Here is a 24,629-nt window from a genome sequence, read left to right as displayed (position 1 = left end):
GACGGGATCGCCCGATCCGGCACGGCGGCGCATGATGGGGGTCTCCGATGCCTGGGGAGGCCGACCGTGGATCCTGCCGACGCCCTCGCGCTGCTGATGTCCCCGGCGGGTCGGGTCGATCCCTACCCGACCTACGAGCGGCTGCGGGCGCACGGCCCGGTGGTCCAGGCCGGTCCGGTCTTCTACGCGGTGACCGGCCACGCGGAGGCCGACGCCATCCTGCGTGACGCCCGGTTCGGGGTGATGGACGACGGGCTGCGCGACCAGTTCATGCCCGGCTGGCGGGAGAGCCCGGCGGTGCTGTCGATCTCCCGGTCGATGCTGCGCACCAACCCGCCCGACCACAGCCGGATGCGTCGGCTGGCCGCCGGCGCGTTCACCCCGCGCCGGATCGCCGCCATGCGGGGCGTGGTCGAGGCGCAGGCCGACGAGCTGGTCGACGCGATGCTGGCCGCCGGCCGGGGCGGGTCGCCGGTCGACTTCATGGCCGCGTTCGCCTATCCGCTGCCGGTCGGGGTGATCTGCGCGCTGCTCGGCGTGCCGGCGGCCGACCGGCCGCTGTTCCGGCGCTGGGCCACCGACCTGACCGGCGTGCTGGAGCCGGAGATCACCATGGACGAGCTGGCCGTGGCCGACCGGGGCGCGGGCGAGCTGCGGGCCTACTTCACCGAGCTGGTGGCGGCCCGCCGCCGCGCGCCGGCCGACGACCTGACCACCGCGCTGGTGCAGGCCCACGACTCCGACGGCGGGCGGCTGTCCGGCGACGAGCTGCTGGCCAACCTGATCGTGCTGCTGGTGGCCGGCTTCGAGACCACCACCAACCTGCTCGGCAACGGCCTGGTGGCGCTGCTCGACCACCCCCGGGCGGCGGCGACGCTGCGCGAGCACCCGGAGTTCGCCCCCGGCTACACCGACGAGCTGCTGCGCTACGACTCGCCGGTGCAGCTCACCTCGCGGATGAGCACCGCGCCGTCGACGTACGGCGGTGTCGACCTGCCGGCGGAGAGCTGGATCATCGTGATGCTCGGCGCGGCCAACCGGGATCCCCGCCGCTACCCGAAGCCGGCCCGCCTCGATCCCTGGCGTCCGCAGATCCACCCGCTGTCCTTCGGCGCCGGGCCGCACTACTGCCTCGGCGCGGCGCTGGCCCGGCTGGAGGCCCAGGTGGCGTTCCCGCTCCTGCTGCGCCGGCTGCCCGAGCTGGCGGTGGCCGGCACGCCCGAGCGACGGGTCCGGCTCACCCTGCGTGGTTACGCCACGCTGCCGGTCACGCCCGGGCGCGAGGCGGCCCCGGTCACCGTTGCGGGCACGCCACCGGGAGCGGCCGGCGGCACTCCGTAGACTGGGGGCGCACCACTCGTCCCAGACAAGGAGCCACGCCGCGTGACCGTCCAGCCCATCCGTCTGTTCGGCGATCCGGTGCTGCGCACGCCGGCCGACCCGGTGGTCGACTTCGACGCCGAGCTGCGCAAGCTGATCGCCGACCTGACCGACACGATGCGTGAGCAGAACGGCGCCGGCCTGGCCGCGCCGCAGCTCGGAGTGGGCCTGCGGGTGTTCACCTTCGACGTCGACGACATGCTCGGCCACCTGGTCAACCCGGTGCTGGAGTTCCCCGACGAGGAGGAACAGGACGGCCCGGAGGGCTGCCTGTCCATCCCCGGGCTCTACTTCGACACCAAGCGCCGGCAGAACGTGATCGCCAAGGGCTTCAGTGCCCACGGCGACCCGATGCAGATCGTCGGCACCGGCCTGATGGCCCGCTGCGTGCAGCACGAGACCGACCACCTCGACGGGGTGCTCTTCGTCGACCGGCTCGACCCGGCCGGCCGCAAGGCGGCGATGAAGGCGATCCGTCAGGCCGACTGGTACGACCAGGGCGCCCCGCCCACGGTCAAGCTGAGCCCGCACCCGGTCAGCAACCCGTTCGGCCTGGGGCGGTGACCCGGATGCGCCTGGTCTTCGCCGGCACGCCGGCGGTCGCCGTACCGGCCCTGGACGCGATCGCCGCCTCCGGCCACGAGCTGCTCGCCGTGGTCACCCGTCCCGACGCGCCGGCCGGTCGCGGTCGGGGGCTGGCCCGCTCGCCGGTCGGGGCGTGGGCCGACGCGCACGGCGTCGAGGTGCTCACCCCGGCCCGGCCGCGCGAGCCGGAGTTCCTCGACCGGCTGCGCGCGCTCGCGCCGGACTGCGTGCCGGTGGTCGCCTACGGCGCGCTGGTGCCGCCGGTGGCGCTGGAGATCCCCCGGCACGGCTGGATCAACCTGCACTTCTCGCTGCTGCCCGCCTGGCGGGGCGCGGCGCCGGTGCAGCACGCCGTGCTGCACGGCGACGAGCTGACCGGCGCCAGCATCTTCCACCTGGAGGAGGGGCTGGACACCGGCCCGGTCTTCGGCACGGTCACCGACGAGATCCGACCCGCCGACACCTCCGGCGACCTGCTGGAGCGGCTGGCCCACTCGGGCGCCGGGCTGCTGGTCGCGGTGCTCGACGCGATCGGCGACGGCTCCGCCCGGGCCGAGCCGCAGCCGGCCGACGGGGTCTCCCTGGCGCCGAAGCTGACCGTGGAGGACGCCCGGGTGCGCTGGGGTGATCCGGCGTTCGCGGTGGACCGGCGGATCCGGGCCTGCACGCCCGCGCCCGGCCCGTGGACCACGTTCCGCGACGACCGGGTCAAGCTCGGCCCGGTCAGCCCGCTGGCCAACGGCCCCGAGCTGAAGCCGGGCGAGCTGCTGGTGGAGAAGTCGCAGGTGCTGGTGGGCACGGCCACCGGGCCGGTGCGGCTCGGCGAGGTGCGCGCGGCCGGCAAGAAGGCCATGTCGGCGGGCGACTGGGCGCGCGGCGCCCGGGTCGCCGCCGGGGAGAACTTCTCATGACGGGCCCGGAGCGGCCCGTCGAGGGCGAGCGTTCCCGGGGGTACGCGCGTGAGCACGGCGACCGCCAGCGGTCCGACCGGCGCGGCGGCGACCGCTTCGGCGGGGACCGTCAGCGTGGCGACCGGCCCGGCGCGGACCGGCGCGGTGGCGACCGGTTCGGCGGCGACCGGCGGGGCGGGCCGCGTCCGGCGCGCCCGGCGGTGGACCTGCCCCGGCACGTCGCCTACGAGGCGCTCGCGGCGGTGCACCGCGACGACGCGTACGCCAACCTGGTGCTGCCGGCGATGCTGCGCGAGGCGGGGCTGAGCGGCCGGGACGCCGCGTTCGCCACCGAGCTGACCTACGGCACGCTGCGGCACACCGGCACCCTGGACGCGATCGTCACCGACGCGGCGGGCCGGGACGTGCAGCGGATCGACCCGCCGGTGCGCGACGCGCTGCGGCTGGGCGCCTACCAGTTGCTGCACACCCGGGTGCCGGCGCACGCCGCGGTGTCGTCCACGGTGGATCTGGTCCGCTCGGTGGGCCCGGGCGCGACCGGGTTCGCCAACGCGGTGCTGCGGGAGATCGCCGGCCGGGACCTGGACGCCTGGGTGGCGAAGCTCGCCCCGGCCGAGGAGACCGACCCGATCGGCCGGCTCGCGTTGGCGTTCAGCCATCCGCAGTGGATCGTGCGGGCGTTCGCCGAGGCGCTCGGCGGCGACCTGGGGGAGACCACCCGGCTGCTCATCGAGGACAACGAGCGCCCGCCGGTGCACCTGTGCGCCCGTCCCGGCCTGGCCGACGCGGTGGCGCTGGCCGACGAGGTGGGTGGCGCGCCCGGCGCGTTCTCGCCGTACGCGGTCTACCTGCCCGGGGGCGCGCCGGGTGAGCTGGCGGCGGTGGCCGACGGCCGGGCGCACGTGCAGGACGAGGGTTCGCAACTGGTGGCGGACGCGCTGGCGGGCGCGCCGCTGGACGGTCAGGACGGCCGGTGGCTGGACCTGTGCGCCGGTCCGGGCGGCAAGGCCGGCCTGCTCGGCGCGCTGGCCGCGACGCGGGGGGCGCGGCTGACCGCGGTCGAGGTGGCCGAGCATCGGGCCCGGCTGGTCGCGCAGGCCACCCGTGGCCTGCCGGTGACGGTGGTGAACGCGGACGGGCGCGGCGTCGGCGACGAGCCGAAGCTGCCGGAGGGGCACTTCGACCGGGTGCTCGTCGACGCGCCGTGCACCGGTCTGGGTTCGCTGCGCCGGCGGCCGGAGTCGCGTTGGCGGCGCCAGCCGTCGGATCTGCCGCCGCTGACCCGGTTGCAGCGGGAGCTGTTGACCGCCGGGTTGCGGGCGGCCCGCCCGGGTGGCCTGGTCGCGTACGTGACCTGCTCGCCGCACGTGGTGGAGACGCACGTGACGGTGACCGAGGCGTCCCGGCGGTGTGGCTTCCCGGTGGACTTCGTGGACGCCCGCCCGCTGCTGCCGGCCGGCATGCCGGGTCTGGGCGACGGCCCGACGGTGCAGCTCTGGCCGCACCGGCACGGCACCGACGCGATGTTCCTGGCGGTGCTGCGCCGGGGCTGATTCGGCCGGTTGGGTGCATCCCTCGCGGGGGAGGGGGTTCGCGGGATGTGACACCCCGTTGACTGCGCGATCGATACATGTAACTGTTCCGATCACCGGTCCCACGGTACGTCACCCCCGCGTTCCCCCGAGGAGTCTCCATGAGACGCAGCACGCCGACCACGGGCCTCGCGCTCGCCCTCGTCGCCACCCTGACGACGGCGAGCCTGGCCGGCACCGCCTCCGCCGCTCCCGCCCCCGCGCCGGCCGCCCCCGCCCCGGCCGCCGCGCTCGCCGCCCCGGACGTCTCCCTGACCAACGTCCAGGCCCACCTCACCCAGCTCAACTCCATCGCCAGCAGCAACGGCGGCAACCGGCGGGCCGGCTCGGCCGGCTACGCCGCGTCGGTCAGCTACGTGAAGGGCAAGCTCCAGGCCGCCGGCTACACGGTCACCGAGCAGAACTGCACCACCTGCACCTACCCGGGCAGCAACCTGATCGCCGAGTGGCCGCAGGGCCCCGCCGACCAGGTGGTCATGTTCGGCGCCCACCTGGACAGCGTCTCCGCCGGTCCGGGCATCAACGACAACGGCTCCGGCTCGGCCACCCTGCTGGAGAACGCGCTGGTGCTGGCCGGGCAGAACCCGACCATGACCAAGCGGGTCCGGTTCGCCTGGTGGAACGGCGAGGAGCAGGGCCTGCAGGGCTCCAAGCACTACGTCAACCAGCTCAGCGCCACCCAGCGGGGCTACATCAAGGGCTACTACAACTTCGACATGGTGGGCTCGCCCAACGGCGGCTACTTCATCAACCGGATCACCTCGGCGACCGCCGCGCCGCTCAAGGCGTACTGGGACACGTTCGGCATCCAGCCGGAGGAGAACACCGAGGGCCAGGGCCGCTCCGACGACTACTCGTTCGCCAACGCCGGCATCCAGACCTCCGGCTACGCCGCCGGCGCCAGCTACACCAAGACCGCGGCGCAGGCCGCCAAGTGGGGCGGCACCTCGGGCGCGGCGTACGACGGCTGCTACCACCGCTCCTGCGACACCACCAGCAACATCAACACGACCGTGCTCAACCGCAGCGCGGACGGCGTGGCGTACGCGATCTGGGCGCTCGCGGTCGGCGGCGGCACCCCGACCAACGACTTCTCGGTCGCGGTGAGCCCCACCTCCGGCAGCGTCGCGCGGGGCGGCTCCACCACCGCCACGGTCAGCACCGCCACCACCGCCGGCAGCGCCCAGACGGTCACGCTGTCGGCCAGCGGCGCCCCGAGCGGGGTCACGGTCGGCTTCAGCCCGTCGTCGGTCACCTCGGGCGGCTCCGCCACCATGACGGTCAGCGCGTCGTCCACGGCGACCACCGGCACGTTCACGATCACCGTCACCGGCACCGGCTCGGCCACCCGCACCGCCAGCTACACGCTGACCGTGACCGGCGGCAGCGGCGGCTGCACCGGCGGGCAGCTCGTCGCCAACGGCGGCTTCGAGTCCGGCGCCACGTCGTGGACCGCCAGCTCCGGGGTCATCACCAACGACTCCGGCCAGGCCGCCCGCACCGGCACCTACAAGGCCTGGATGGACGGCTACGGCTCGTCGCACACCGACACGCTGTCCCAGTCGGTGACCCTGCCGGCCGGCTGCACCAGCTACACGCTGTCGTTCTGGCTGCACATCGACTCGGCCGAGACCACCACCACGACCGCGTACGACAAGCTGACCGTGCAGGTCGGGTCGACCACGCTGGCGACGTACTCGAACCTGAACAAGGCCACCGGCTACACCCAGCGCACCTTCAACCTCGCCGGCTACGCCGGCCAGACGGTCACGCTCAAGTGGACCGGCGTCGAGGACGCCTCGCTGCAGACCAGCTTCGTCGTGGACGACGTGACGCTGCAGGTCGGCTGAGCACACCCGGGCGGGGCGGGCGTCGACCCGCCCCGCCCGGGCTCAGGTGATCGGCAGCGCCCTGCCGCCCGCGCCGCGGACCGAGCGGGTGAGCGTCCGCTCGGACACCCAGAGGAAGCACTGCACACCCCGGTCGCCGTCGCGCCACTGCTGCTCGAACGGGTGGTAGATGATCGTCCCGGCGCGGTACTGCATGTTGCCGTCGTTCGGCACCTTGGCGTACGTCGCGATCAGGCCCCGGCACGCCTTGTGCGCGCGCAGCGAGGTGCGCTGGAACTCGGCGTAGCTGATGTCGGGCGCCTGGTAGATCCCGACGAACTCGGCGTGGTGCTTCGCGGAGCAGGCGACCGGCCGCATCGCCTGCACCTCGTCCTTGCTCAGCTTCGGGTTGAAGCAGGCCAACGCCAGCGGCGAGCCCGGCTTGAGGGCGCCGCGCAGGCTGCCGGTGCGGGCGGTGACGTTCCCCTCGTCCAGGCCGTTGACCTCGGCGACGTCGCAGCGGTACCAGCGGGCGCCGCCGGACCAGGCCAGCGCCGAGGGGAAGACCACGGAGAGCTGCAACCGCCCGGAGCGCCAGTCCGCGCCGACCGCGCGGGTCACCTGGCGGGCGCACTCGGCGTGCGCGCTGCGGATGCCGGCCGAGCCGGCCCGCGGCGGCGCCGAGCGCCCCGCGTCCGGGCCGGTCAGCGTGCCCACGTGCAGCGTCTCGACCCGGTGCGACGTGGCGCAGTCGACCGGCTGGTAGCCGCTGAGATAGCCCACGTCGGCGACGGTCGGGTGGCAGACGTCGGCCTCGGGCACGAAGCCCGCCGGGGCGGCGAGGGCCGGCCACTCGTCGGTCAGGTCGCGGTCGACCCCGGCCGGCGCGCTGCAAGCGCCGAGCGCCAGCACCGTCACCGCGCCCGCGGCGACCGCCGCCCACCATCGCCGCATCGCGACCGACCTCCTGCCGTCCGGAGCCGCCCGGCCGACCGGTACGCCTCGGCGACGCAGCATACGGCACCGGGGGCGGGACGCGGTCCCACGTCGGCGGGCGGCCGGGTCAGATGACGGGCAGCCCCTCAGGGCCGGCGCCGCGCATCGAGCGGGTCAGTTTGCGGTCGTCGCTCCACAGGAAACACCGCACCCCCCGGTCGCCCTCCTCCCACTCCCGCTGCGACGGTGGATAGAAGATGGACCCGGCCCGGTAGGGCAGCTCGGCGTTGTCCGGCACGCCGGCGAACGCGGCGATCAGCGTCATGCACCGCCGGTGCGCGGCCGGCGCGGCCCGGGCGAACGCCGCCCAGCTCATGTCGCGTTCGGCGTAGACGCCGACGAACTCGGCCCGGTGCGGCTCGGTGCACAGCACCGGGGCCATGTAGTTGAGGTTCGCGCCGATCAGTTTCGGGTCGAAGCAGCGGTGCACCAGCGGGTTGTCGCCGACCAGCGCGCCGCGCAGGCTGCCCACCCGGTTGACCGGCCGGGTGTTGTCGATGCTGCCGGTCTCGGCCAGGTCGCACCGGAACCAGCGGGCGCCGGACAGCCAGGCGGTCGCCGGCGGCAGCGCGATGTTCAGGGTGAGCCGGGCGGCGTGCCAGTCCCCGCCGATCATCTCCCGGGCCCGCTGGTCGCACTCGGCCCGGGCGGTACGCAGCTCCGGCGAGCCCGGCTCGGGGCGGGCGCCGAGCGCCGCCGGCCCGGTGAACGTGCCGACGTGCACCGCCTCGGCGAGGTGGCTGCGCGCGCAGTCCACCGTCTCGTACGTGGCCGCCTGCACCACCGCGGTCAGCCGCGGCAGGCACGCGTCGGTGGCCGGGACGAAGAGCCGGGGCGCCGGCAGCGCCGCCCAGTCGTCGACGAGGTCACCGTCGGCCCGGTGCGTCTGCACGCAGCCGGCGAGCACCGCCGTCACCGTGCCGGCCAGCGCGAGCGCGTGGAGCCACCGTCGCATCGTCCGCTCCTTCGCCGGAGAGATGGCAGCCGGTCGCCGCGAGCCCGAACGGCGTCCCCCGCGCCCGGGCGTGCAGCATATGTGACCGTCCTGGTAGGAGTTTCGTCATCTTTCAGTCGATCGGCCAGTGCCGGACGACTATTCGTGTCGATTTATTGTCCGGACGGGCCGATGCTGCACCCGGGGTGACGGCAGGGTCACCACCCGTGCCGTGTGGTGCCGCGCCGCGTCCGGGTGCGACCGCGTTCGTACACTGGCCCCGTGACCGTACCGCCGCCCGTCGTCGCGCCCAGCATCCTGGCCGCCGATTTCGCCCGCCTCGCCGACGAGGTCCGCGCCGTGGAGTCCGCCGCCGACTGGCTGCACGTGGACGTCATGGACAACCACTTCGTGCCCAACCTGACCATCGGCCTGCCGGTGGTGCAGAGCCTGCTCGCGGCCACCGAGCTGCCGTTCGACGTGCACCTGATGATCGAGGATCCGCGCCGCTGGGCCCCCGGCTACGCCGACGCGGGGGCGTACAACGTGACGTTCCACGCCGAGGCGTGCGACGACCCGGTGGCGCTGGCGAAGGACCTGCGCTCGGCCGGGGCGAAGGCCGGGCTGGCGATCGACCGGGACACCCCGATCGAGCCCTACCTGGAGCTGCTGCCCAGCTTCGACACGCTGCTGATCATGACGATCAAGGCCGGCTTCGGCGGCCAGCGGTTCCTGCCGTCGCTGCTGGACAAGGTGCGGGCCGCCCGCCGGCACGTGGACAGCGGCCACCTCGAGCTGCGCATCGAGGTCGACGGCGGCATCGCCGCCGACACCATCGAGCAGGCCGCCGCCGCCGGCGCCGACGCGTTCGTCGCCGGCACCGCCGTCTACGGCGCCCACGACCCGGCCGAGGCGGTACGCCGCCTGCGCGGCCTGGCGGAACGTGCGATGACCGGGGCCTGAGATGGACCCGGCCGGCGACCGACCCGACGTCATCCTGGTCGTCGACGACGACGAGGACATCGCCCGCTTCGTCGAGTTCAACCTGCGCCTGCACGGCTTCGAGGTGCTGCACGCCACCGACGGCCAGGAGGCCCTCGAGGTGATCGAGCGGCAACGGCCGGACCTGGCCGTGGTCGACCTGATGATGCCCCGGGTGGACGGCCTGGAGCTGACCCGCCGACTGCGCGCCGACCCGATGACCTCGGCGCTGCCGGTGATCATGCTGACCGCCAAGGGGATGACCTCCGACAAGGTCAACGGCCTCAGCGCGGGCGCCGACGACTACCTGGTCAAGCCGTTCGACACCGCCGAGCTGGTCGCCCGGGTCAGCTCCACGCTGCGCCGCAACAAGGAGTTCCGGGAGGTCTCCCCGCTGACCGGCCTGCCCGGCAACAGCCGCATCCGGCGGGAGATCAGCGACCGGGTGCGCAGCGGCGTCGACTACGCCGTCGGCTACGTCGACATCGACCGGTTCAAGAGCGTCAACGACCGCTACGGCTTCGTCCGCGGCGACGAGTTCATCTCGGCGCTGGCCCGCAGCCTGCACCGGGCGGTGGTGTCGATCGGGCTGCCGCCGGCCTTCCTCGGCCACGTCGGCGGCGACGACTTCGTCATCGTCTGCGCGCCGGTCCAGGTCCGGCCGCTGACCAGCCGCGCGGTGATCGACTTCGAGAAGGCCGCGGACGCGCTCTACGACGCCAACGACCGGGAGCGCGGCTTCGTCGAGCTGAAGGACCGGCGGGGCAACATCCGCCGCGCCGCGCTGGTCACCCTCTCCATCGGGGTGTCGCTGTCGGACAGCGGCAAGCGGTTCACCGACCCGCTGGAGGCGATCGCCGTGGCCTCCGAGATGAAGACGGTGGCCAAGAGCCAACCCGGGTCGTACGTGGCGGTCGACCGCCGCCGCGGCGTCACCTGATCCACCGCCGGTGGCTGTGAGGTAGCTCGCCTCTGTGGCGCGCGTCGCCGCGGAACGTGTAAGACTTCCGGGGTACCCACCACGCGCTGGCGGGGCTCGGTGAAATTCCGAACCGGCGGTGATCCACGGTCCGACCGTGGTAAGCCCGCGACCCGGACGGCTTCGGCCGGACGGTGGACCTGGTGAGAATCCGGGGCCGACGGTTGGGGTGCGGCTCGTCCGCCCCCAGAAAGTCCGGATGGGAGACAGCGCGCGGAACGGGGGAGGCCCCTGCCGGCCGCTGAGCACCCTCAGCCGCGCCCGTGGGCTCCCCGGGGCCGGCTGTGCCGTCCCCGGGTCTCCGCCGCCGCGTGTCCGCGGCCTCCGTGCCGCTGCTTCCCGACCCGCCCGCGCGTGACCGGCGAGCGGGAGGGCAGGGCAGGTCATGGCGAGCGTCTCCGTCGACGAGGCGATGCGTCGCGCCGTCGAACTGGCCGCCCGCGGCCTCGGCGCCACCAGCCCCAACCCGGTCGTCGGCTGCCTGCTGCTCGACGCCGACGGCGAGGTCGTCGGCGAGGGCTTCCACGCGTACGCCGGCGGGCCGCACGCCGAGATCGTCGCGCTGGCGCAGGCCGGCACGCGCGCCCGCGGCGGCACGGCGGTGGTCACGCTGGAACCCTGCGACCACACCGGCCGCACCGGCCCCTGCAGTCACGCGCTCATCGCCGCCGGGGTGGCCCACGTGGTGGTCGCCGTGCCCGACCCCAACCCGGTCGCCTCCGGTGGCGCGGCCACGCTGCGCGCCGCCGGGGTCCAGGTCACCCTCGGGGTACGCGGCGCGGAGGCCGAGGCCGGCAACATCGCCTGGCTCACCTCGATGCGCCGGGGCTGGCCGTACGTGATCTGGAAGTATGCGGCCACGCTCGACGGGCGCTCCGCCGCTGCCGACGGCACCAGCATGTGGATCACCTCGGAGGCGGCCCGGACCGACGTGCACGCGCTGCGCGGCACCGTCGACGCGGTCGTCGCCGGGGTGGGCACCGTGCTCGCCGACGACCCCCGGCTCACCGCCCGCAACCTGCGCGACGGCACGCTCGCCATCCGGCAGCCGCTGCGGGTGGTGGTGGACAGCTCGGGGCGTACCCCGGCCGACGCCCGGGTCCGCGACGGCGCGGCGCGCACCTGGGTGGCGACCGCCGCGGAGGTCGGCGCCGGCCCGGACGGCCGGGTCGACCTGGTGGCGCTGCTGGCCGAACTGCACCACCGCGGCGTGCGGGCCGCGCTGCTGGAGGGCGGCCCCACGCTGGCCGGCGCGTTCCTCGCCGCCGGCCTGGTCGACCGGATCGTCGGCTACGTCGCGCCGAGACTGCTCGGCGCCGGCCCCACCGCCCTGCTCGACGCGGGCGTGACGACCATCGCCGACGCCATCGACCTGGAGATCACCGACGTTACGCAGGTCGGCCCCGACCTGCGGATCACCGCGCTGCCCCGGAAGAGGGAGGCCTGAACATGTTCACCGGCATCGTCGAGGAGCTGGGCGAGATCGTCCGGAGCACCGAGACCGGGGACGACTCGGCGCTGGTCGCCATCCGCGGCCCGCTGGTCACCTCGGACGCCCGCCACGGCGACTCCATCGCGGTCAACGGGGTCTGCCTGACCGTGGTCGACGTCGACGGCGGCGTCTTCACCGCCGACGTGATGGGCGAGACGCTGCGCCGCACCGCGCTCGGGGCGCTGCGCCCCGGCGACCCGGTCAACCTGGAGCGGGCCGCCGCGCTGAACAGCCGCCTCGGCGGGCACCTGGTGCAGGGGCACGTCGACGGCGTCGGCGAGGTCGTCGCCCGGGAACCGGCCGCCCGGTGGGAGACGGTCCGGTTCCGGCTGCCGGCCGAGCTGGCCCGCTACGTGGTGGAGAAGGGCTCGATCACCGTCGACGGCGTGTCGCTGACCGTCGCCGAGGTGGGCGACGACTGGTTCTCGGTCGGGCTCATTCCGACCACGCTGAAGCTCACCGTGCTCGGCACGAAGCAGGTCGGCGACCCGGTCAACCTGGAGGTCGACGTGCTGGCCAAGTACGTCGAGCGGCTGATGGGCGGCGCGCGGTGACCGGCCCGCTCGGCTGGCTGCTCGACGCCCAGGTGCACGTCGCCGGCTCGCCGGTGCTGGTCCGGGAGATCGTCGGCAACGTCTTCGGGCTCGCCTCGGCGCTGCTCGGGCTGCGCCGGGTGGTCTGGGCCTGGCCGGTCGGCATGATCGGCAACGGGCTGCTGTTCACCGTGTTCCTCGGCGGCGTCTTCGCCACCCCGCAGGCGCACGACCTCTACGGCCAGGCCGGCCGGCAGGTCTTCTTCTTCGCGGTGAGCGTCTACGGCTGGTGGCGCTGGTCGCGCAACCGCCGCTCCGGCGGGGCCGGTGAGCCGGCCGTGGTGCCGCGCTGGGCCACCTGGCGGGAGCGGCTGGGCCTGCTCGTCGCCGCGGTCGCCGGCACGGCCGCGGCCTATCCCGTGCTGGCCGCGCTGGGCTCGTGGGGCCCGCTGCCGGACGCCTGGATCCTGGTCGGCAGCCTGCTCGCCACCTACGGCATGGCCCGGGGCTGGGTGGAGTTCTGGCTGGTCTGGATCGCCGTCGACGCGGTCGGCGTACCGCTGCTGCTGCGCGGCGGCTTCTACCCCTCGGCCGCCATGTACCTGGTCTACGGCGCGTTCTGCGCGGCCGGCTTCCTCACCTGGTGGCGCACCTCCCGGGCGGCGGCCGACCGCACCCGGATCCCGGCGACGTACTCGGAGGTCGTGGCATGACCAGTTTCGGTTCGATCGAGCAGGCGGTGGCGGACATCGCCGCCGGCCGGGCCGTCGTCGTGGTCGACGACGAGGACCGGGAGAACGAGGGCGACCTGATCTTCGCGGCCGAGCTGGCCACCCCGGAGCTGGTGGCGTTCATGGTCCGCTACACCTCCGGCTACATCTGCGTGCCGCTGACCGAGGACGAGTGCGACCGGCTGGACCTGCCGCCGATGCACCACACCAACCAGGACCGGCGCGGCACCGCGTACACGGTGACCGTGGACGCCCGCGAGGGGGTCGGCACCGGCATCTCGGCCGCCGACCGGTCGCACACCATCCGGCTGCTCGCCGACGCCGGCACCGACCCGACCGACCTGGCCCGCCCGGGTCACGTGGTGCCGTTGCGCGCCCGTGCCGGCGGGGTGCTGCGCCGGGCCGGGCACACCGAGGCGGCGGTGGACCTGACCCGGCTGGCCGGGTTGCGCCCGGCCGGCGTGCTCTGCGAGATGGTCAACGACGACGGCACCATGATGCGCCTGCCGGACCTGGAGAAGTTCTGCGCCGAGCACGGCCTCACGCTGATCACCATCGCCGACCTGATCGCCTACCGGCGGCGCACCGAGAAGCAGGTGGAGCTGGCCGCCGAGGCGCGGATGCCCACCCCGTACGGCGTGTTCCGGGCGTACGGCTACCGCGCCGAGCACGACTCGGCCGAGCACGTCGCGCTGGTCTTCGGCGACCTCGGCGACGGGCGGGACGTGCTGGTGCGGGTGCACTCCGAGTGCCTCACCGGGGACGTGTTCGGCTCGCTGCGCTGCGACTGCGGCCCCCAGTTGCAGGCCGCGCTGGCCCGGGTCGCCGAGGAGGGGCGCGGGGTGGTGCTCTACGTACGCGGGCACGAGGGTCGCGGCATCGGCCTGCTGCACAAGCTGCAGGCGTACCAGTTGCAGGACCAGGGGCGCGACACCGTGGACGCGAACCTCGACCTGGGCCTGCCGGCCGACGCGCGCGACTACGGCACCGGCGCGCAGATCCTGTACGACCTCGGCGTCCGCTCGATGCGGCTGCTGACCAACAACCCGGCCAAGCGGGCCGGCCTGGAGGGGTACGGCCTCACCGTGACCGGCCGGGAGGGGCTGCCCGTGCGGTCCAACCCGGAGAACGTGCGCTACCTGCGCACCAAGCGGGACCGGATGGGTCACCTCCTGGAAGGACTGGACGAGGTGACCGAGGCGCCGATGGGGCGTCCGGTCGCCGGTGACGAGATCGGAGCGTAGGACGATGGCGGGTTTCGGGGAGCCGGGCGCACCCGCGGTGGACGCGGCCGGGCTGACCGTCGGCGTGGTGGCCGCGCGCTGGCACGGCGAGCTGACCGACCACATGGCCGAGCGCGCGGTGGCCGCCGCGCAGGCGTGCGGGGCGCGGGCCGTGGTGGCCCGGGTGGCCGGCTCGGTGGAGCTCCCGGTGGTGGCGCAGGCGATGGCCCGGCGCTTCGACGTGGTGGTCGCGCTCGGCGTCGTGGTACGCGGCGCGACCGCGCACTTCGACTACGTGTGCCAGTCGGTGACCGAGGGGCTGACCCGGGTGGCGCTGGACGAGGGCAAGCCGGTGGCGCACGGCGTGCTCACCGTGGACACCATCGAGCAGGCCCGGGACCGGGCCGGGCTGCCCGGCTCGGCCGAGGACAAGGGCTGGGCGGCCACCGTGGCGGCCCTGGAGGCCGCGCTGGCGATCCGCGGCCTGGACGCCGCCAACGCCCACCGCGTCGGCTTCGCCTGACCGCCCCCGCCCCGGCCCCCGCCCGCGTCTGCCCGCGCCCGTTCGTGTCCGCCCGCACCCGCCCGCGCCCGACGGTTCTGCCCGCGCTCCACCGCGTCTGCCCGCGCTCGACCGTGTCTGCCCGCGCTCGACCGCGTCTGCCCGCCCCTGCCCGCGCCGGAATAATCGCAGACCGGCGACCGCCCACCGGCGGCACTCCTGTCCCCGCCTTTGGAGCTGACAGCGCAAACGACTCACCCCTCACCCCTCACCCGTGTCACCCCCTCCAGCTCCCAACGACTCGGCGCCCCCCGTCCAGCAGCCACCGGGTGGACACCGGCGGGTGATCAAGGAGTTCGTGCCGGAGTTGATCTCCCCGGCGACGCGAACTCCTTGATCACGCCCCCGACGCGCGGGTTCGGGCGTTGATCATGAAGTTGGCGGTGACAATTCGGACGCGGAGTGCCGCTAACTTCATGATCGACGGGGTTGGGTCGGGTGAGTCGGTGGTGATATCAGCTCCATAGGCGCGGTGAGGGACAGGAGTGCCGTCGGTGCGGGGGCGGGGTCGCCTGCCGACCTGTCCGGCGCGGGACAGGCGGGGAGCGGACGGGGTCAGGAGCGTGGGCAGGAGGGCGGCTGGTCGGCGCCGGGACGGGGGCGTCTGTGGGCGGTGGTGGGGTCCGCCTGCGCCCGTCTCGTCGGCCGGTGGAAGCCGCTCGGCGCCACGCTCGGCCTCCTGGTCGGCATGGCGGTGGTGGCGGGCGGTGGTGGGGGTGGCGGGTGGCGACGGTGGGTGGCGACGGTGGGGTGGCGGTGGCGGGTGGCGTGGTCAGGGGCTGTCGACGACCGGGTGGGCGGTGACTGCGGTGCGCACGGCGTCCTCGCCGGGGCCGATCGATGAGGACGGGTGGTGAGGTGGGCGACGGGGGCGGACCCGGTCGACGGGGTCACCCGGGGCGGCTGGAAGAATCGCCTTCCGTGAAGACGTTCGAGGAGTTGTTCGCCGAGCTGCAGGCCAAGGCCGCCGCCGGCACCCCGGGCTCGGGCACGGTCGACGCGCTCGCCAAGGGCGTGCACTTCATCGGCAAGAAGGTCGTCGAGGAGGCGGCCGAGTCGTGGATGGCCGCCGAGCACGAGGGCCCGGAGCGGGCCGCCGAGGAGATCTCCCAACTGCTCTACCAGGCGCAGGTGCTGATGCTGGCCACCGGTCTCGACCTGAAGGACGTCTACCGACATCTGTGAGTGCCCGTCCGCTGATCATCCGATCGAACGAAGGAGCACTTCCATGCTGCGCGTCGCCGTACCCAACAAGGGCGCCCTGGCCGAGTCGGCCGCCGGGATGCTGCGCGAGGCGGGCTACCGCCAGCGCACCGACCCGAAGGACCTGGTCTGCCGGGACGAGCCCAACGACATCGAGTTCTTCTACCTGCGTCCCAAGGACATCGCCACCTACGTCGGTTCCGGCGACCTGGACGTCGGCATCACCGGGCGGGACCTGCTGATCGACTCCGGCGCGCCAGCCGAGGAGATGGTGGACCTCGCCTTCGCCCGGGCCACCTTCCGCTTCGCCGCCCGCCCGCAGGACGTCGACGACGTACGGGCGCTGGGCGGACACCGGATCGCCACCGCGTACCCGGGGCTGGTCGAGCGGCACCTGGCCGAGCTGGACGTCAAGGCCGAGGTGATCCGGCTCGACGGCGCGGTCGAGAACGCCATCCGGCTCGGCGTGGCCGACGTGGTCGCCGACGTGGTGGAGACCGGCGCCACGCTGCGCCAGGCCGGCCTGGTGGTCTTCGGCGAGCCGCTGCTGCGGTCCTCGGCGGTGCTGGTGCGCCGCGCCGGCGCGCCCGGCGGGGCCCAGCAGGAGCAGCTCCAGCGCCGGCTGCACGGCGTGCTGGTGGCCCGCCGTTACGTGATGCTCGCCTACGACGTGCCGGCCGGGCTGCTCGACCGGGCCAGCGCGCTCACCCCGGGCATCGAGTCGCCCACCGTCTCGCCGCTGCACCGGGAGGGCTGGGTCGCGGTGCAGGCCATGGTGTTGCGCGACGACGTGCACCGGATCATGGACGAGCTGTACGAGCTGGGCGCCCGGGCGATCCTGGTCACCAACATCCACGCCTGCCGGCTGTGAGGCCGCTGCCGCTCCCGGCCGCGCTGACCGTCGTCGTCCTGGGTGGTGTCGCCTCGGCCGCCCAGGGCGTGGTCAACGCGGAGCTGGGGGAGCGGACCGGCGATCCGGTGCTCGGCGCGGTGGTCAACAACCTTGGCGGCTGCCTGATCGTGCTGGCCGGGCTGGCCGTGGTCCCGGCGATGCGGGCCGGGCTGGCCGGGCTGCGCCGCGCCGGCCTGCCCTGGTGGTCCTACCTCGGCGGGTTCGGCGGCGCGGTGATCGTGCTGACCGCCCCGGTGGCGGTGCCGGTGCTCGGGGTGGCGGTGTTCACCATCGCCCAGGTGGCCGGCGGCAGCCTCGGCGGCCTGGCCGTCGACCGGGCCGGGCTGGCCGCCCGCGGGCGGCTGCCGCTCACCGTGCCCCGGGTGGCCGGCGCGGCGCTCGGCGTCGGCGCGGTGGCCCTCGCGCAGCTCGGCCGGCCGGTCGGCGACCTGGCGGTCGGGCTGGTGCTGCTCTCGGTCGTGGCCGGGCTGGCGGTGTCCCTGCAGTCCGCGCTCAACGGCCGGGTCGCGGCCGGCATCGGGCCGGCCGCCGGGCTGGCGGTGAACTTCGTGGTCAGCACGACGGTGATCGGCGCGGTGGCGGTGCTGGCCGGGTCGCTGGCCGGCCAGCCGCGCTGGCCCACCGAGTGGTGGCTCTACGTCGGCGGCGTGTTCGGCGTCGGCATCGTGCTCGCCCTGCTGGTCGGCGTGCGCGCCGCCGGGGTGCTGCGGACCGGCCTGGCGCTGGTGGCCGGGCAGCTCGGTGGCGCGCTGCTGCTGGACCTGGTGCTGCCCGGCGGTGCCGGCGTCCGGCTGCCGGTGCTGGCCGGCGCCGTGCTGACGCTGCTGGCGGTGCTGGTGGCCGGCGTGCGGCGGCGGGCGCCGGCCCGTGTGGCGGTGGAACCTGGGCACGAACCGGATGGCAGACTGGTCGGGTGAGCGATTCCGTGGTGACCGTGCGGCCCCGCCGCATCCGGGTGGTCTGCTGGGCGTCGGCGATCACGCTGGTGGTCGTGTTCAGCCTGGTCGCGACGTCGCTGACCGGCGCCACCGGTGACGGCTACGGCTCGTTCCAGCGTGGCGACCAGTTCGCCATGGTCGGGCTGGGCGTCTTCGGCGCGCTCGGGTTCCTGCTGTTCACCCGCCCCCGCGTGGTCGCCGACGCTCGGGGCGTGCGGGTGCGCAACGTGATCGGCTCCTACGAGCTGCCCTGGGAGGTGATCCGCGGGGTCCGGTTCGATCGCGGCGCCCCGTGGGCGAGCCTGGAGCTGCACGACGACGACCTGCTGCCGATGGTCGCGTTGCAGGCGGCCGACAAGGAGAGCGCGGTCGAGGCGGTCCGCGCCCTGCGCCGCCTGCACCAGGCGCACCTGGCCGCGCTGGCCGCCGGCCACCCGACGTCCCGCTGACCTGCGGGCCCGGTTTGGGTCGACCTGGGCCGGGGGTGTAGTGTTGCGGAGTCGACCAGACTGCCCCCGTCCCTGACGAGCGGGCGGTCGCGAAGCGGAGCGCCCGCTCCCACCCGAGTCGCCGTCCAGGTGTCCGGGTCCGGTCCCCGGTTTCGGGCACGTCCCGAGGCCGGATGCGCGATCCTGTGATCGTGCCGACCGGTCGAGTGGGCCCTGGCATACGCCGGGGCCTTCTGCTTTCCGGGTCGGCTCCCGCCCGGGAGCCCACGGAGTCGGCACCGTAGGACACTCGACTCGAGGAGGCCACATCAGCGTCGAACCACGCGTGAACGAGCAGATCCGGGCACGTGAGGTCCGACTGGTCGGCCCTGAGGGTGAGCAGGTGGGCATCGTCCCGCTGGAGCGCGCCCTGCAGCTGGCCGCGGACGTCGACCTGGACCTGGTCGAGGTTGCGCCGATGGCGCGCCCGCCGGTGTGCAAGCTCATGGACTTCGGCAAGTTCAAGTACGAGAGCGCACTCAAGGCGCGCGAAGCGCGGCGTAACCAGCAGCAGACCGTCATCAAGGAGATGAAGCTCCGGCCGAAGATCGACCCGCACGACTACGAGACCAAGAAGGGTCACGTGGTGCGGTTCCTCAAGGCGGGCGACAAGGTCAAGGTGACGATCATGTTCCGCGGTCGCGAGCAGAGCCGCCCGGAGCTGGGTTACCGGCTCCTGCGCCGGCTCGAGTCCGAGATCACGGACCTGGGATACGTCGAGGCCGCTCCGAAGCAGGACGGTCGAAACATGATCATGGTTCTCGCTCCGCACCGGGCCGTCAAGGCCTCCGCGGTCGCCGCCACGGCGTCGCGCGGTGGTCCTCGGGACCGTGCCGCGGAGGAGCCCGGAGCCGCGGCGGGTGGCGAGGCCCCGGCGGCCGGCGAGACCGCAGCAGCCGGTGAGACCGGCCCGACCGCTGACACCAGCGGCCAGTAACAGGGAGAGACGTTCCACATGCCGAAGATGAAGAGCCACACGGGTATGGGCAAGCGGGTCAAGGTGACCGGCAAGGGCAAGATCGTTGCCCAGCAGGCCGGCCTCCGCCACAACCTGGAGAAGAAGCCCTCCACCCAGACCCGGCGGCTGACCGGCACGGTCGAGCTGGCCAAGGCCGACACCAAGCGCATCAAGAAGCTGCTCGGCCGCTGACGCGAGCCACCTGAACCGAAGAAGGAGTTGAGATGGCACGCGTCAAGCGGGCTGTTAACGCCCAGAAGAAGCGTCGTACCCTGCTGGAGACCGCGAGCGGTTACCGCGGTCAGCGCTCCCGGCTCTACCGCAAGGCCAAGGAGCAGGTGCTGCACTCGATGCAGTACGCCTACCGGGACCGTCGCGACCGCAAGGGCGACTTCCGGCAGCTCTGGATCCAGCGGATCAACGCCGGGGCCCGGGCCAACGGCATGACCTACAACCGGCTGATCCAGGGCCTGCGCCTGGCCGGCATCGAGGTCGACCGCAAGATCCTGGCCGACCTGGCCGTCAACGACGCCGCCGCGTTCGCGGCGATCGTCGAGCTGGCCCGCGCCGCCGTGGCGGCCGAGGGCACCGGTGGCGCCGCGGCCCAGGCCGCCTGACCCACCACCCGTACGGCAGATCGAGGCGTCTCCCATGCAGTCACCGTCGCAGGGGAGGCGCCTCGACGCTGTTCCCGGCCCGTTCACCCCGCGTACCCCGAGGGTGGTGGCGGCCCGCCGGCTGCACCGCCGGCGCGACCGTGAGCAGGCCGGCCGGTTCCTGGCCGAGGGTCCGCAGGCGGTCCGCGAGGCGCTCGCCCGCGACGCCACGGTGGTCGAGCTGTTCGGCACCCCGGCCGCGCTGGACCGGTACGCCGACCTCGCGGCCACCGCCGCCCGCGCCGACGTGCCGGTCTCCGAGGTCACCGACGACGCCCTGGCCGCGCTCACCGAGACGGTGGCCCCGCAGGGCCTGGTGGCGGTCTGCCGGCACCTCGACGTACCCCTGGCCGACGCCCTGGCGCGCGGGCCGCGCCTGGTCGCGGTGCTCGCCGGGATCCGCGACCCGGGCAACGCCGGGACCGTGCTGCGCACCGCCGACGCGGCCGGCGCGGGCGCGGTGGTCCTCGCCGGCGAGGCCGTCGACCCCTACAACGGCAAGTGCGTGCGCGCCTCCGCCGGCAGCCTGTTCCACGTCGACGTGGTTCGCGCCGACGACCCGCTCCGGGTGGTCGAGGCGCTGCGGGCCGCCGGGCTGTCCGTGCTGGCCACCACCGGGTACGGCGACAGCGACCTGGACGACCTCGCCGACGCCGGCCGGCTCGCCGCCCCCACCGCCTGGCTGTTCGGCTCGGAGGCGCACGGCCTGCCGGACGAGCTGACCGCCGCGGCCGACGCCCGGGTCCGGGTGCCGCTGCACGGGCGCGCCGAGAGCCTTAATCTGGCTGCGGCGGCGGCCGTCTGCCTGTATTCTTCGGCCAGAGCACTGCGTCGTTCCACGATGACGCAGCACACAGCAGGGGAGTCCGCCTCGTGATGAACGCGCCACGGCGTTCGTTTAGCCAGCCCGCCGGTGTCGGCGGGCGGCAGGCCTGACCCTTCCTCCCTGCACGACTCCCACCGGCGGGCTGCGGCGAAGCCGCGCGTCCGTAGACTCGCCTGGCCGCCCTGTGGAAGGGCCGGCGCCGCCGTGAGGGAGTGCCCGTTCACCATGAGCTACCGCAACGATCCGTACGACCCGAAGCAGGTCGCCCTGCTCGACCCGGACGCCCTGGCCGCGGCCGTGGCCGACGCCGAGAAGGCGTTCGCCGCCGCCGCCGACCCGGACGCGCTGAGCGCGCTGCGCCCGGCCCACCTGGGGGACCGGTCCCCGGTGTCGCTGGCCCGCCGGGAGATCGGCGCGTTGCCGCCGGCCGCGAAGTCCGACGCCGGCAAGCGGGTCAACGAGGCCCGCCGCGCCGTCGAGTCCGCGTACGCCGCCCGGCAGGAGATCCTGGACCGGGAGCAGGCCGAGCGGGTGCTGGTGGAGGAGCGGGTCGACGTGACCCTGCCCTTCGACCGCCGGCCGCGCGGCGCCCGCCACCCGCTGACCGTGCTGATGGAGCAGATCAGCGACCTGTTCATCGGCATGGGCTACGAGGTGGCCGAGGGGCCCGAGGTCGAGCTGGAGTGGACCAACTTCGACGCGCTCAACATCCCGGCCGACCACCCGGCGCGCGGGCTGATGGACACGTTCCACATCGCCCCCGAAGGCTCGGGCCTGGTGCTGCGGACCCACACCTCGCCGGTGCAGGCGCGCACCATGCTCAGCCGCACGCCGCCGATCTACGTGGTGGTGCCCGGCCGGGTCTACCGCACCGACGAGCTGGACGCGACCCACGCGCCGGTCTTCCACCAGGTCGAGGGCCTGGTGGTGGACAAGGGCATCACCATGGCGCACCTGCGCGGCACGCTGGACCACTTCGCCCGGGCGATGTTCGGCGAGGGCGCGAAGACTCGCTGGCGGCCGCACTACTTCCCGTTCACCGAGCCGTCGGCGGAGTTCGACGTCTGGTTCCCGGAGCACCGGGATGGGCCGCAGTGGGTCGAGTGGGGTGGCTGCGGCATGGTCAACCCGCGGGTGCTGCGCGCCTGCGGCATCGACCCGGAGGTCTACTCCGGATTCGCGTTCGGGATGGGCATCGACCGGACCGTGATGGTCCGGCACGGGGTCAGCGACATGCGGGACATGGCCGAGGGCGACGTGCGGTTCACCCGCGCGTTCGGCGCCTGAGCTACGGGAAACGGCGGTAGAACAGTCATGCGAGTTTCTGTCAGTTGGTTGCGGGAGTACGTCGACCTCCCGGCCGACCTGCCCACCGGCGACCTGGAGCAGGCGCTGGTCGACCTCGGCATCGAGGTCGAGTCGATCGTGGACCTGCGGGAGACGGTCACCGGTCCGCTGGTCGTCGGCGAGGTCCTGGACATCGAGGAGCTGACCGGCTTCAAGAAGCCGATCCGCTTCTGCCGGGTGGACGTGGGCGCCGCGAACGGCACCGGCGAGCCGCAGGAGATCGTCTGCGGGGCGCGCAACTTCGCCCCGGGCGACAAGGTCGTGGTGATCCTGCCCGGCGGCGTGCTGCCCGGTAACTTCGCCATCGGCGCGCGCAAGACGTACGGGCGCAACTCCCACGGGATGATCTGCTCGGCGCAGGAGTTGGGCCTGGGCGACGACCACTCGGGCATCATCGTGCTGCCCGCGGACGTCAAGGCCCAGCCCGGCGACGACGCGCGTCCGATCGTCGGCCTGGACGACGTGGTGGTCGAGATGGAGATCACCCCGGACCGGGGGTACGCGCTCAGTGTCCGCGGCATCGCCCGGGAGCTGTCGCACGCGCTCGGCGTGCCGTTCCGCGACCCGGCCGACGCGCCGGCCACCGGCGGCACCGCCGAGCCGGCGTACCCGGTCGAGGTGCGCGACACGGTCGGCTGCGACCGGTTCGCCGCCCGGATGGTGCGCGGCGTCGACCCGACCGTCTCCACACCCGGGTGGATGCGGCAGCGGCTCACCGCGGCCGGCGTGCGCAGCATCTCGCTGCCGGTCGACATCACCAACTACCTGATGCTCGAACTGGGCCAGCCGATGCACGCCTTCGACGCCGACCGGATCGCCGGGCCGCTGGTGGTGCGCCGCGCCGAGCCGGGGGAGAAGCTGACCACGCTCGACGGGGTGAGCCGCAGCCTGGTCGCCGAAGACATGGTCATCTGCGACGAGACGGGGCCGATCTCGCTGGCCGCGGTGATGGGTGGCGAGACGAGCGAGGTGCTCGCCTCCACCACGGACGTGCTGTTCGAGGCCGCGCACTGGGACCCGGCGATGGTCGGGCGCACCGCGCGGCGGCACAAGCTGTTCAGCGAGGCCGCGAAGCGCTGGGAGCGGGGCGTCGACCCGGCCCTGCCGCTGGTCGCGCTGGAGAAGGCGGTCCGGCTGCTCACCGACCTGGCGGGCGGCACGGCCGGCGCCGAGGTGCTCGACCTCGACCACGTCCGTCCGCTTTCGCCGGTGACGCTGCCGGCGGACCTGCCGTCGCGGCGGGTCGGCGTGTCCTACCCGGCGGACCGGGTGGTGGAGCTGCTGGAGCAGGTCGGCTGCGCGGTCACCCGCGGCGGCGACCGGCTCGGCGAGGACCCCGGCGCGGCCGGGGTGGCCGCCGAGGGCGCCGGCGAGGTGCTGACCGTGACGCCGCCGAGCTGGCGGCCCGACCTGACCGACCCGGCCGACCTGGTGGAGGAGGTGGTCCGCCTCGACGGGTACGACCGGGTGCCGTCGGTGCTGCCCACCGCGCGCCCCGGCCGGGGCCTCACCGCGGCGCAGCAGCGCCGCCGTGCGGTGGCCCGCTCGCTCGCCGAGCGCGGCTGGGTCGAGGTGCTGTCCCAGCCGTTCGTCGCGCCGGAGCTGGTCGACCAGCTCGGCCTGCCGGCCGACGACCCGCGCCGTCCCGCGGTGCGGGTGGCCAACCCGCTGTCCGAGGAGGAGCCGCTGCTGCGCACCACGCTGCTCGGCCCGCTGCTCGGCATCGTCCGGCGCAACGTCGGGCGGGGTCAGCGGGACGTGGCGATCTACGAGATCGGCGCGGTCTTCCACCCGCGTCCGGGCGCCGGCTCCCCGCCGGCCATGGGGGTGGACCGGCGTCCCACCGACGAGGAGTTCGCCGCCGCCGACGCGGTGGTGCCGGCGCAGCCGCGGCACGTCGCGGTGGCGGTGTGCGGCGAGATCGAGCCGGCCGGCTGGTGGGGCGCGGGCCGCCCGGCCGGCTGGGCGGACGCGGTCGAGGCGGGCCGGGCGGTGCTCGACGCGGCCGGCATCCCCGCCGACCGGGTCACCGTCCGGGCCGGCGAGCGCGCGCCCTGGCACCCGGGGCGGTGCGCCGAGCTGCTGGTCGACGACGTCGTCGTCGGGCACGCCGGTGAGCTGCACCCGGCGGTGGTGGCGACGCTGGAGCTGCCCCGTCGCACCAGCGTCATGGAGCTGGACCTGGACGCGCTGCCCGCCGCGCCGCTGGCGGCCGGTCCGGCGATCTCCACGTTCCCGCCGGCGCTGATCGACGTGGCGCTCGTGGTGGACGAGGCGGTGCCGGCGGCCGAGGTGCGGGCGGCCCTGGTCGAGGGCGCGGGCGAGCTGCTGGAGGACGTGCGGCTGTTCGACGTCTACGCCTCGGAGCAGCTCGGGGCCGGGCGCAGGTCGCTGGCGTACAAGCTGACGTTCCGCGCCCCGGACCGGACGCTGGCCGGCGAGGAGGCGGTGGCCGCCCGCGACGCCGCGGTGGCGCTCGCCGCCAAGCGCTTCGGCGCCACCCTCCGCGGCGCCTGAGGTGTTAAGGAGGGGCCCCCGCTTAACGCATACGGTAGAGGCGGGGCCCCCTCTT

The 24,629-nt window shown here is 74.4% G+C and carries 24 protein-coding genes and 1 riboswitch; of the genes, 22 read left to right on the top strand and 2 right to left on the bottom strand.

The window, feature by feature from the left end; genetic code table 11:
• Nucleotides 1–96: 96 nt before the first annotated feature.
• The 5 genes from H1D33_RS13165 to H1D33_RS13145 all read left to right on the top strand — a co-directional run bounded on the left by H1D33_RS13165 (nt 97) and on the right by H1D33_RS13145 (nt 6,318).
• On the top strand, nt 97–1,341 hold the full coding sequence (locus H1D33_RS13165) for a cytochrome P450 (protein WP_414685540.1): 1,245 nt from the start codon (nt 97–99) through the stop codon (nt 1,339–1,341).
• Between the two features lie 42 nt (nt 1,342–1,383).
• Complete coding sequence (gene def / locus H1D33_RS13160; protein ID WP_181567794.1) at nt 1,384–1,944, top strand: peptide deformylase; 561 nt, start codon at nt 1,384–1,386, stop codon at nt 1,942–1,944.
• A 5-nt stretch (nt 1,945–1,949) separates the two neighbouring features.
• Nucleotides 1,950–2,876 carry a methionyl-tRNA formyltransferase gene (gene fmt, locus H1D33_RS13155; RefSeq protein WP_181572761.1) on the top strand — a complete coding sequence of 309 codons (927 nt, stop codon included), beginning with the start codon at nt 1,950–1,952 and terminating at the stop codon, nt 2,874–2,876.
• Complete coding sequence (locus tag H1D33_RS13150) at nt 2,873–4,429, top strand: RsmB/NOP family class I SAM-dependent RNA methyltransferase (RefSeq protein ID WP_181567795.1); 1,557 nt, start codon at nt 2,873–2,875, stop codon at nt 4,427–4,429. Before fmt ends, H1D33_RS13150 begins: the two co-directional genes overlap by 4 nt.
• Nucleotides 4,430–4,569: 140 nt before the next feature.
• Nucleotides 4,570–6,318 carry a M28 family peptidase gene (locus H1D33_RS13145; RefSeq protein WP_307755407.1) on the top strand — a complete coding sequence of 583 codons (1,749 nt, stop codon included), beginning with the start codon at nt 4,570–4,572 and terminating at the stop codon, nt 6,316–6,318.
• Nucleotides 6,319–6,360: 42 nt separating this feature from the next.
• Here the strand turns inward: H1D33_RS13145 and H1D33_RS13140 are convergent, their stop codons facing one another.
• Both H1D33_RS13140 and H1D33_RS13135 read right to left on the bottom strand, forming a co-directional pair.
• Nucleotides 6,361–7,251 (bottom strand): septum formation family protein, encoded by an 891-nt coding sequence (locus H1D33_RS13140; RefSeq protein ID WP_181567796.1) that lies wholly within the window; start codon nt 7,249–7,251, stop codon nt 6,361–6,363.
• Between the two features lie 109 nt (nt 7,252–7,360).
• Nucleotides 7,361–8,248 carry a septum formation family protein gene (locus H1D33_RS13135; protein WP_181567797.1) on the bottom strand — a complete coding sequence of 296 codons (888 nt, stop codon included), beginning with the start codon at nt 8,246–8,248 and terminating at the stop codon, nt 7,361–7,363.
• A 261-nt stretch (nt 8,249–8,509) separates the two neighbouring features.
• On the opposite strand from H1D33_RS13135, the gene rpe reads away from it, so the two are divergent.
• The 17 genes from rpe (at nt 8,510) to pheT (ending at nt 24,574) form a co-directional block, all read left to right on the top strand.
• On the top strand, nt 8,510–9,190 hold the full coding sequence (gene rpe, locus H1D33_RS13130) for a ribulose-phosphate 3-epimerase (RefSeq protein ID WP_181567798.1): 681 nt from the start codon (nt 8,510–8,512) through the stop codon (nt 9,188–9,190).
• A 1-nt stretch (nt 9,191) separates the two neighbouring features.
• A complete protein-coding gene (locus tag H1D33_RS13125; RefSeq protein ID WP_181567799.1) occupies nt 9,192–10,148 on the top strand; it encodes a response regulator in 957 nt (318 codons plus the stop codon).
• A gap of 81 nt (nt 10,149–10,229) precedes the next feature.
• Nucleotides 10,230–10,402: riboswitch (FMN riboswitch) on the top strand.
• Nucleotides 10,403–10,572: 170 nt separating this feature from the next.
• Nucleotides 10,573–11,634: a bifunctional diaminohydroxyphosphoribosylaminopyrimidine deaminase/5-amino-6-(5-phosphoribosylamino)uracil reductase RibD gene (ribD, locus tag H1D33_RS13120; protein ID WP_181567800.1), complete on the top strand. Its 1,062-nt coding sequence runs from the start codon at nt 10,573–10,575 to the stop codon at nt 11,632–11,634.
• Nucleotides 11,635–11,636: 2 nt separating this feature from the next.
• Nucleotides 11,637–12,233 (top strand): riboflavin synthase, encoded by a 597-nt coding sequence (locus H1D33_RS13115; protein ID WP_181567801.1) that lies wholly within the window; start codon nt 11,637–11,639, stop codon nt 12,231–12,233.
• On the top strand, nt 12,230–12,925 hold the full coding sequence (gene pnuC, locus H1D33_RS13110) for a nicotinamide riboside transporter PnuC (protein ID WP_181567802.1): 696 nt from the start codon (nt 12,230–12,232) through the stop codon (nt 12,923–12,925). The genes H1D33_RS13115 and pnuC overlap by 4 nt, the downstream gene beginning before the upstream one ends.
• Nucleotides 12,922–14,187, top strand: coding sequence for a bifunctional 3,4-dihydroxy-2-butanone-4-phosphate synthase/GTP cyclohydrolase II (locus H1D33_RS13105; RefSeq protein WP_181567803.1), 1,266 nt, complete (start codon nt 12,922–12,924; stop codon nt 14,185–14,187). Before pnuC ends, H1D33_RS13105 begins: the two co-directional genes overlap by 4 nt.
• A gap of 4 nt (nt 14,188–14,191) precedes the next feature.
• Nucleotides 14,192–14,689 (top strand): 6,7-dimethyl-8-ribityllumazine synthase, encoded by a 498-nt coding sequence (ribH, locus tag H1D33_RS13100; RefSeq protein ID WP_181567804.1) that lies wholly within the window; start codon nt 14,192–14,194, stop codon nt 14,687–14,689.
• A 960-nt stretch (nt 14,690–15,649) separates the two neighbouring features.
• Nucleotides 15,650–15,913 (top strand): phosphoribosyl-ATP diphosphatase, encoded by a 264-nt coding sequence (locus H1D33_RS13095; protein WP_091577978.1) that lies wholly within the window; start codon nt 15,650–15,652, stop codon nt 15,911–15,913.
• Between the two features lie 43 nt (nt 15,914–15,956).
• Nucleotides 15,957–16,802 (top strand): ATP phosphoribosyltransferase, encoded by an 846-nt coding sequence (hisG, locus tag H1D33_RS13090; protein WP_181567805.1) that lies wholly within the window; start codon nt 15,957–15,959, stop codon nt 16,800–16,802.
• A complete protein-coding gene (locus tag H1D33_RS13085; protein WP_181567806.1) occupies nt 16,799–17,761 on the top strand; it encodes a DMT family transporter in 963 nt (320 codons plus the stop codon). Before hisG ends, H1D33_RS13085 begins: the two co-directional genes overlap by 4 nt.
• Nucleotides 17,758–18,231, top strand: coding sequence for a PH domain-containing protein (locus H1D33_RS13080; RefSeq protein ID WP_181567807.1), 474 nt, complete (start codon nt 17,758–17,760; stop codon nt 18,229–18,231). Before H1D33_RS13085 ends, H1D33_RS13080 begins: the two co-directional genes overlap by 4 nt.
• A 325-nt stretch (nt 18,232–18,556) precedes the next feature.
• Nucleotides 18,557–19,207 carry a translation initiation factor IF-3 gene (gene infC, locus H1D33_RS13075; protein ID WP_181567808.1) on the top strand — a complete coding sequence of 217 codons (651 nt, stop codon included), beginning with the start codon at nt 18,557–18,559 and terminating at the stop codon, nt 19,205–19,207.
• A gap of 18 nt (nt 19,208–19,225) precedes the next feature.
• Nucleotides 19,226–19,420 carry a 50S ribosomal protein L35 gene (gene rpmI, locus H1D33_RS13070; RefSeq protein WP_007075851.1) on the top strand — a complete coding sequence of 65 codons (195 nt, stop codon included), beginning with the start codon at nt 19,226–19,228 and terminating at the stop codon, nt 19,418–19,420.
• 32 nt (nt 19,421–19,452) lie between these two features.
• Nucleotides 19,453–19,845: a 50S ribosomal protein L20 gene (rplT, locus tag H1D33_RS13065; protein ID WP_030335718.1), complete on the top strand. Its 393-nt coding sequence runs from the start codon at nt 19,453–19,455 to the stop codon at nt 19,843–19,845.
• Nucleotides 19,846–19,879: 34 nt separating this feature from the next.
• Complete coding sequence (locus tag H1D33_RS13060) at nt 19,880–20,761, top strand: TrmH family RNA methyltransferase (protein WP_181567809.1); 882 nt, start codon at nt 19,880–19,882, stop codon at nt 20,759–20,761.
• A 174-nt stretch (nt 20,762–20,935) separates the two neighbouring features.
• A complete protein-coding gene (gene pheS, locus H1D33_RS13055; protein WP_181567810.1) occupies nt 20,936–21,997 on the top strand; it encodes a phenylalanine--tRNA ligase subunit alpha in 1,062 nt (353 codons plus the stop codon).
• 27 nt (nt 21,998–22,024) lie between these two features.
• On the top strand, nt 22,025–24,574 hold the full coding sequence (gene pheT, locus H1D33_RS13050) for a phenylalanine--tRNA ligase subunit beta (protein ID WP_181567811.1): 2,550 nt from the start codon (nt 22,025–22,027) through the stop codon (nt 24,572–24,574).
• Nucleotides 24,575–24,629: the final 55 nt, after the last annotated feature.

The organism is Micromonospora ferruginea, assembly GCF_013694245.2.
Taxonomy (GTDB): Bacteria; Actinomycetota; Actinomycetes; order Mycobacteriales; family Micromonosporaceae; genus Micromonospora; species Micromonospora robiginosa.
Note: the sequence above shows the minus strand (reverse complement) of the source record. Positions and strands in the feature narration are given on the sequence as shown.

Bases quoted from the DNA above. Each gene is read 5' to 3' on its own strand.
- H1D33_RS13140 (WP_181567796.1), bottom strand. From the start codon at position 7,251: ATGCGGCGATGGTGGGCGGCGGTCGCCGCGGGCGCGGTGACGGTGCTG.
- pheS (WP_181567810.1), top strand. From the start codon at position 20,936: ATGAGCTACCGCAACGATCCGTACGACCCGAAGCAGGTCGCCCTGCTC.
- H1D33_RS13145 (WP_307755407.1), top strand. From the start codon at position 4,570: ATGAGACGCAGCACGCCGACCACGGGCCTCGCGCTCGCCCTCGTCGCC.
- H1D33_RS13115 (WP_181567801.1), top strand. From the start codon at position 11,637: ATGTTCACCGGCATCGTCGAGGAGCTGGGCGAGATCGTCCGGAGCACC.
- H1D33_RS13135 (WP_181567797.1), bottom strand. From the start codon at position 8,248: ATGCGACGGTGGCTCCACGCGCTCGCGCTGGCCGGCACGGTGACGGCG.
- hisG (WP_181567805.1), top strand. From the start codon at position 15,957: ATGCTGCGCGTCGCCGTACCCAACAAGGGCGCCCTGGCCGAGTCGGCC.
- rplT (WP_030335718.1), top strand. From the start codon at position 19,453: ATGGCACGCGTCAAGCGGGCTGTTAACGCCCAGAAGAAGCGTCGTACC.
- H1D33_RS13060 (WP_181567809.1), top strand. From the start codon at position 19,880: ATGCAGTCACCGTCGCAGGGGAGGCGCCTCGACGCTGTTCCCGGCCCG.
- H1D33_RS13125 (WP_181567799.1), top strand. From the start codon at position 9,192: ATGGACCCGGCCGGCGACCGACCCGACGTCATCCTGGTCGTCGACGAC.
- pheT (WP_181567811.1), top strand. From the start codon at position 22,025: ATGCGAGTTTCTGTCAGTTGGTTGCGGGAGTACGTCGACCTCCCGGCC.
- fmt (WP_181572761.1), top strand. From the start codon at position 1,950: ATGCGCCTGGTCTTCGCCGGCACGCCGGCGGTCGCCGTACCGGCCCTG.
- rpmI (WP_007075851.1), top strand. From the start codon at position 19,226: ATGCCGAAGATGAAGAGCCACACGGGTATGGGCAAGCGGGTCAAGGTG.
- ribD (WP_181567800.1), top strand. From the start codon at position 10,573: ATGGCGAGCGTCTCCGTCGACGAGGCGATGCGTCGCGCCGTCGAACTG.
- H1D33_RS13150 (WP_181567795.1), top strand. From the start codon at position 2,873: ATGACGGGCCCGGAGCGGCCCGTCGAGGGCGAGCGTTCCCGGGGGTAC.
- ribH (WP_181567804.1), top strand. From the start codon at position 14,192: ATGGCGGGTTTCGGGGAGCCGGGCGCACCCGCGGTGGACGCGGCCGGG.
- H1D33_RS13105 (WP_181567803.1), top strand. From the start codon at position 12,922: ATGACCAGTTTCGGTTCGATCGAGCAGGCGGTGGCGGACATCGCCGCC.
- H1D33_RS13165 (WP_414685540.1), top strand. From the start codon at position 97: ATGTCCCCGGCGGGTCGGGTCGATCCCTACCCGACCTACGAGCGGCTG.